A 6,968-nucleotide genomic window follows, 5' to 3' on the forward strand; every position below is an offset into this window, starting at 1 on the left:
AAAGACAGGCGCTTAAAAGCGCTGCTTGCCTTCATCCACGAACTGAAGTTACGTGGTTTTCGGCTCTGCCAATAATAATCAAATTCTCGCCACCCTGAATAACGTTGACCCTAACTTGTTGAGTGTCACCAACTTTACGACTTCTATCTTCTAAAAAAGCAGAGAGAGACTAAGCAGGTCTTAGTCTCTCTACGGTTTTCTTCACCCTCTCCACTCTTCTACTAACTCAAGATGGTATGATCAACTCGAAAATCACCACGCACGAAAAGGTAACTTGGCATGGCACCAAAGTCTGTATCACCCGTTGTATTGATCATTTTAGACGGATGGGGTTATCGTGAACAAACCGACGGAAATGCCATAGCTATTGCAAATACTCCTGTGATGGATAGCCTCTGGACAGCTTATCCGAGAACCTTAATTCGCACTTCTGGAAAAGCAGTGGGTTTACCCCAGGGTCAAATGGGCAATTCAGAAGTCGGTCATTTGAATATTGGTGCGGGGCGCATTGTTCCTCAAGAGTTAGTCAGAATTTCTGACGCGGTTGAAGAAGGTACGATTCAAGATAACCCAGCGTTGGTCAAAATTTGTCAAGCGGTGTTAGAAACCAATGGCAAATTGCACCTGATAGGTTTATGTTCCGATGGCGGTGTTCACTCCCATCTTGACCATTTAATCGGACTTTTACACTTAGCCAAAGCGAAGAATATTAAAGAAGTTTGTATTCATGCCATCATGGATGGTCGCGATACTAATCCTAAAGATGGAATTAAATATATTAAGCAGCTTCAAGAACAAATTGATGCTATTGGAATCGGTCGAATTGTTACGATTAGTGGTCGTTATTATGCGATGGATCGAGATAAACGATGGGATCGAGTGAAACAAGCTTATAATATTATGACCATCGATGGCGAAGGTCATGGATTATCCGCCGTTGATTTGATGTTATCTTCCTATTCTGAAGGAATTAACGATGAGTTTGTGGTTCCAACTCGCATCGCACCTGGGGCGGTAGAATCTGGAGATGGAGTCATTTTCTTTAATTTCCGTCCTGACCGAGCTAGAGAGTTAACTCAAGCTTTTGTTGACCCTAATTTTTCGGGATTTGAACGTTCTTATATTGAACCCCTCAGCTTTTTAACCTTTACCCAATATGATCCGAATTTTCCCGTATTAGTTGCCTTTGAACCCCAAAATCTTAATAATATTCTCGGACAAGTTATCGCCGAACACGGGTTACAACAATTGCGAACCGCAGAAACGGAAAAATATGCTCATGTCACCTATTTTTTTAATGGCGGTTTAGAACAACCTTTTCCGGGTGAAGACCGTGAATTAATTCCGAGTCCTTCGGTGGCGACCTATGATTTACAACCGGAAATGTCCGCACTTGAAGTGACGGATGTCGCCATTGAAGGCATTGAAAAAGGCATTTATTCACTGATTGTAATTAATTACGCAAACCCTGATATGGTCGGACATACAGGAATCATGGATGCGGCGGTAAAAGCGATTGAAACGGTTGATCACTGTTTAGGTTTATTGTTAGAAAGTATTAGTAAAGCAGGGGGAACGGCGATTATTATTGCGGATCATGGTAACGCTGAGTATATGTCTGATGAACAAGGAAATCCTTGGACAGCCCACACAACGAACCCGGTTCCCTTTATCCTAATAGAAGGGGAAAAACGCAAAATCCCAGGTCATGGAACCGATGTTCCGTTACGGACAGATGGCTGTTTAGCGGATATCGCCCCCACGATTTTAGAGATTTTGGGAATTCCTCAGCCGCCAGAAATGACGGGTCATTCTATGATTGAAACCGCTAACTACGATGTTCGAGAAAATCGGACTCCGGTGCGGGTCAGATTATAAGTTAATTCCCTAAAAAATAGTTTAAACTACAGGGTTTAACGGTTTAATTTTTTTTCGTTCAAATTATCAACTTCTTCTCATGATTACTCAAATTCTACAAGTGATTTGGTCTTTATCTGCTCTCGGTATTATTATTTTAGTTCTACTTCACAGTCCGAAAGGTGATGGAATTGGTGGGATTGGCGGACAAGCTCAACTCTTTACCAGCGCTAAAAGTGCCGAAACAACTTTAAATCGCATTACTTGGAGCCTAGCAATTCTATTTATGGGAATTACTGTTATTTTAAGTGCGGGTTGGATTAAATAATTTGTTGACCAATCACTGATGATGGGCGGGAAAACCCCGCCCCTACGGTTTTTTATAGTTTGATGAAGCGTCGTTTTTTGACATCAATTTGGCTAATTTTAACAACGATTTTGATCATTCTAATTAGTCAAATTGCAACAATTGCAACTGAGGATAAAATTCCATTTAAACCTCATCCTTTACCTGAAACTTTAGCGAATTGGCAAGATTTAACAAATCAAGGAGATTATTTTGATAAAATTGAATCCGCTAAGTTTGGTTATTTAGTTTTTTCAAAATTTCCAATTAAAGTTTATATTGAACATCCTGACGTTAATCTCAATTGGAAAGAAACGGTTTCATCTGCTATTTTAAAATGGCATGATTATTTACCGTTAACCTTCGTTGAAGAGCCCCAAAACGCTGATATCAAAATTTTTAGAAAAAATCCCCCCTTAGACCCTCAGAAAAAACGAGCAAGTTCCGCAGAAACACAATATCAAGTTTCGGTTCAATCTACTTCAGAAGGGTTTCCTTTTTTATCCCATCATTTTACGATTTGGTTAAGTCCCACTCAAACTGGAAAATATATTGAGTCGGCTATCCTTCATGAATTTGGTCATGCGTTAGGAATTTGGGGTCATAGTCCCGAACCGACAGACGTGATGTATTTTTCCCAAGTTCGAGAACCCCCACCGATTTCGGTTCGAGATATTAATACGTTAAAACGCATTTATCAACAACCGACTCGTTTAGGATGGCCTGTATTGACTCAAAATTAAGCCATAGGAATTATGACAAAATGACGGTTATTATTGCAGGAGAACGAAGTGGCGTTGGTAAAACAACCGTAACGTTAGCGATTTTATCTTATTTAAAACAACAGAATTTTAAAGTGCAATCTTTTAAGGTTGGCCCGGATTATATTGATCCGATGTTTCATCTGTATGTGACTGGAAAACCTTGTTATAATTTAGATTCAATTTTAACATCAGAATCCTATATTAAAACTTGCTATTTTAAACAGATTCTAGCTTCAGATTATGGATTAATAGAAGGAGTAATGGGTTTATTTGATGGCATTCCTAATGGTGATAATGTTCCGATAGCTTCCACGGCTCAAATTGCTTTAATTTTAAATTTACCCGTAATTTTAGTATTAGATTGTAGTCGATTATCGGGTTCTATTGCTGCAATCACCCTCGGATTTAAAACCCTTAATCCTCATCTAAATTTAGCCGGATTGATTTTAAATAAGGTGGGAAGCGATCGCCATTTAGAACTATTAAAAACTTCCTTAAAATTCCTCAATATTCCAATTATAGGAATCTTGAAAAGACAAGAAAATATCGAAATTCCCGCTCGTCATTTGGGGTTAATTCCAACGGAAGAACTACCGGAATTAGATCTACTGATTCAAGACTTAGCTAAACTGGCTGAATCTTGGTTTGACTGGGAACAATTATTACCCTTATTAAAATACACTCCAAAAACAGAATTTTTTAAAGAAACTGCATTCTTAAACCCTTCTGTAGAGCCTAGAATTAAAATTGCGATCGCTAGAGATGCCGCTTTTAACTTCTATTATGCCGAAAATTTAGAAATTTTACAACAATTAGGTGCGGAATTAATTGAATGGAGTCCCTTAACTGATCATCAATTACCCCCCGGAATTCAAGGATTATATTTTGGGGGAGGATTTCCAGAGGTATTTGCTGAAAAGTTAAGCCAAAATCAGCTAATTTTACAAGCGGTTAAACAAGCTATTTTATTAGGAATGCCAACCTATGCCGAATGTGGCGGGTTAATGTATTTATGTGAAAAAATTATTGATTTTGAAAATAATTCTTGGTCAATGGTGGGAGTATTACCGACGACTGCGGTGATGGGAAAACGATTAAAATTAGGGTATTATCAAGCCAAAGTCTTAAAAACAACGCCTTTATTATTAGAAGGAGAAATAATTACCGGACATGAGTTTCATCGTTCAGAATTGCTTGAAAACTCAACTCAACCGTTATATGAAATGCAGCGTTTTTTCTCAGTAGAAAATAATACTTCAATTTTAGAAGGATGGGGAAATCTTCCTAACGTTCATGGCTCTTATTTACATCTGCATTGGGGAGATAAAATAGAGATTCCCATGCGATTTTTAGAATGTTGTCGGAATTACCAACCTTAGATAAAATCCTAAAATTGATACTAAAAATTATCTCCTAAACCCCCTGTAGAGACGTTCCATGGAACGTCTCTACAGAGGACGAAAGGGTAGCAAACATTTAAAGATTTGATATCGGATTTCTTCTTGAGCAACTACAGCGCTCCCATTGCTCCCTTATCAAGATTTTCACCGATATGATTTGGGGCCAAAAACCCATGAAAAAATTTCTGTAATTCTACAGAATCAAACGCACAATTAATCGAGTATACTAAAGTTATTAACGTTAAATTAAGACGTTCTCCAAATACACCCAAAAACAATTTCCCCGATTGTACTGTGTAAACCGAGGAAAAATTGTACATCGGGCCAACAGAGATCGTCCTTCCCGTTCATCCCTTCAACTGGGTGCGATCTCCCGGCAACTACTTGTCAGAATTATTGGGCCATTAATTAATCAACTCAAGAGAAAACCATGAAAAAGCAAATTATTTTCATTGACTCCGCTATAGACAACTATCCAAGCCTAAGAGAAGGAGCCAACAAAAACGCAGAAATCGTGATTTTAGACAAAAACCAAAGTGGGGTAGAACAGATCACAAAAGCACTCAAAGGCTTATCAAAGATTAAAGCCCTACATATCGTTTCTCACGGAAGCCCCGGTTGTTTACAACTCGGTTCAGACCTTCTAAATAGGGAAAATTTAGACAGTTTTAATAGCCTACTCCAGCAGTGGGGAAAAGCCCTGACCAAAAAAGCCGATATTTTAGTGTATGGGTGTGAAGTAGCAGCCGGAAAAATAGGAGAAACATTTATCCAGCACCTCAATAAAATTCTTGGGGCTAACATAGCAGCATCCAGCCGAAAAACTGGCAATGCCACCCTAGGAGGAGACTGGAAATTAGACAAAACCATAGGGTCAATAGAAACCCCCCTAGCTTTTTCAGCAGTAACAATCAAAAGCTATGCTGGAGTATTAGCAATCAAAGACTTCGACTTGAGTTCAATCTTTACTGATGATGTCATTATTAACTACAATAACAGCATCACAGACACCACCCAAAATCCCGTCGGTTCACCGACATACGCCCTAGTCACTCAGTCTTTTGCAACGTTTAAAGCAGGTGTTAATGGCAACGGTTTACCCGACAACGGCTTGTTTGCAGCCAACAGCTACCATCCCAACATTCAACTCGGCTACAATAACAGCAATGACGGCAACAATGCCAAAATTCTCACCACCGACAACTCATCCTTTACCTTTAACGTCACTGCTAGTCCCTACCAAAAAATTCACCTGTTTGCCACCGGGACGAATGGTAGCGGGACAATAGATGTAAAATTTAACTATAGCGATAGCAGCACCAGCACCAGTACAGCCACAATTGAAGATATTGCCACTTCAATTACTGAGTCAGCTTCTAGCTACTATCTGATTAATGGACTAGACTTAAGTAACGATACAACCGGATCAAGTTACTGGGATTTTAATAGTGGAAACATCTATGGTATCGGGTTAACACCCGATACAACGAAAATCCTGCAAAGTATCACCGTAACTCGAATCAATGTCACAGGTGCAAATACTTGGTTGGGCTTTTTTGGAGCGACAGGAGAATACAACAACAGCGCCCCCGTCCTGAATACAGCTAACGTATCTAATTTAACCCCAATTAACGAAGACCCCACAACCAATCCAGGGACATTAGTTTCCACCCTCTTAAGCAGTGGTTTCACCGATGTCAACAGCGACCCCAGTGGCATAGCTGTCACCAGTTTAAGCAATACAAGTGACGGAACTTGGCAGTTTTCTAGCGATAACGGCAGCAATTGGACACCATTTGGGGCAGTAACAGACAGTTCAGCAACTCTTTTAAGTAATACAGTTTTAGTTCGATTTGTTCCCAATGCCAACTTTAATGGTAATATTAGTCTCACTTATCGGGGGTGGGATGGCAGCAGTGGCAGTAATGGACAAACGGGTGTGGATGTCAGCACCAATGGAGGAATAACGGCTTTTAGTACCGCCACAGCTACCTCTAATTTAAGTATTACTAACGTTAACGACTTACCGACAGGAACAGTTAATATTCCAGTAACAGCAACCCAAAACCAAATTTTAACCGCCACAAATACCTTAGCGGATGTTGATGGTTTAGGAACATTAAATTATCAATGGCAAGAGTCAGCCGATAATGGAGTGACCTGGACTGATATTAGTGCAGCGACGAATAATACTTTGACCTTATCTCAAGCGCAAGTGGGGAAAACGGTACAAGTAAAAGTTAGTTATACTGATGGACTAGGAACACAAGAAACCGTTAATAGTACATCCACAAATACCGTTACTAATATTAACGACTTACCCACAGGTAATGTTAATATTACGGGTACAGCCAAACAAAACCAAATTTTAACTGCAACAAATACCTTAGCAGATGTTGATAGTTTAGGAACATTAAATTATCAATGGCAAGAGTCAGCCGATAATGGAGTGACTTGGACAGATATTAGTGGAGAAACTAATGATACTTTGTCCTTATCTCAAGCACAAGTGGGGAAAAAGGTACAGGTAAAAGTTAGTTATACTGATGGACTAGGAACACAAGAAACCGTTAATAGTACATCCACAAATACCGTTACTAA

The 6,968-nt window shown here is 39.4% G+C and carries 5 protein-coding genes; all 5 read left to right on the top strand.

What is annotated here, in order from left to right:
- Positions 1-279: 279 nt before the first annotated feature.
- Positions 280-1,878: a 2,3-bisphosphoglycerate-independent phosphoglycerate mutase gene (gene gpmI / locus ACKPEB_RS07560; RefSeq protein ID WP_408964258.1), complete on the top strand. Its 1,599-nt coding sequence runs from the start codon at positions 280-282 to the stop codon at positions 1,876-1,878.
- Positions 1,879-1,957: 79 nt separating this feature from the next.
- Entirely contained in the window at positions 1,958-2,185 is a 228-nt protein-coding gene (gene secG, locus ACKPEB_RS07565; RefSeq protein WP_408964259.1) for a preprotein translocase subunit SecG, read from the top strand.
- A 110-nt stretch (positions 2,186-2,295) separates the two neighbouring features.
- Positions 2,296-2,946 (top strand): matrixin family metalloprotease, encoded by a 651-nt coding sequence (locus ACKPEB_RS07570; RefSeq protein ID WP_408964260.1) that lies wholly within the window; start codon positions 2,296-2,298, stop codon positions 2,944-2,946.
- A 20-nt stretch (positions 2,947-2,966) separates the two neighbouring features.
- Positions 2,967-4,346 (top strand): cobyrinate a,c-diamide synthase, encoded by a 1,380-nt coding sequence (locus tag ACKPEB_RS07575; protein WP_408964261.1) that lies wholly within the window; start codon positions 2,967-2,969, stop codon positions 4,344-4,346.
- Between the two features lie 451 nt (positions 4,347-4,797).
- Positions 4,798-6,968, top strand: a 2,171-nt coding sequence (locus ACKPEB_RS07580) for a DUF4347 domain-containing protein (protein ID WP_408964262.1), incomplete at its 3' end; no start/stop codon positions are given.

It is taken from the genome of Planktothrix sp. (genome assembly GCF_046067725.1).
Taxonomy (GTDB): Bacteria; Cyanobacteriota; Cyanobacteriia; order Cyanobacteriales; family Microcoleaceae; genus Planktothrix.

Coding starts and splice junctions, on each gene's coding strand:
- gpmI (WP_408964258.1), top strand. CDS start 280: ATGGCACCAAAGTCTGTATCACCCGTTGTATTGATCATTTTAGACGGA.
- secG (WP_408964259.1), top strand. CDS start 1,958: ATGATTACTCAAATTCTACAAGTGATTTGGTCTTTATCTGCTCTCGGT.
- ACKPEB_RS07575 (WP_408964261.1), top strand. CDS start 2,967: ATGACGGTTATTATTGCAGGAGAACGAAGTGGCGTTGGTAAAACAACC.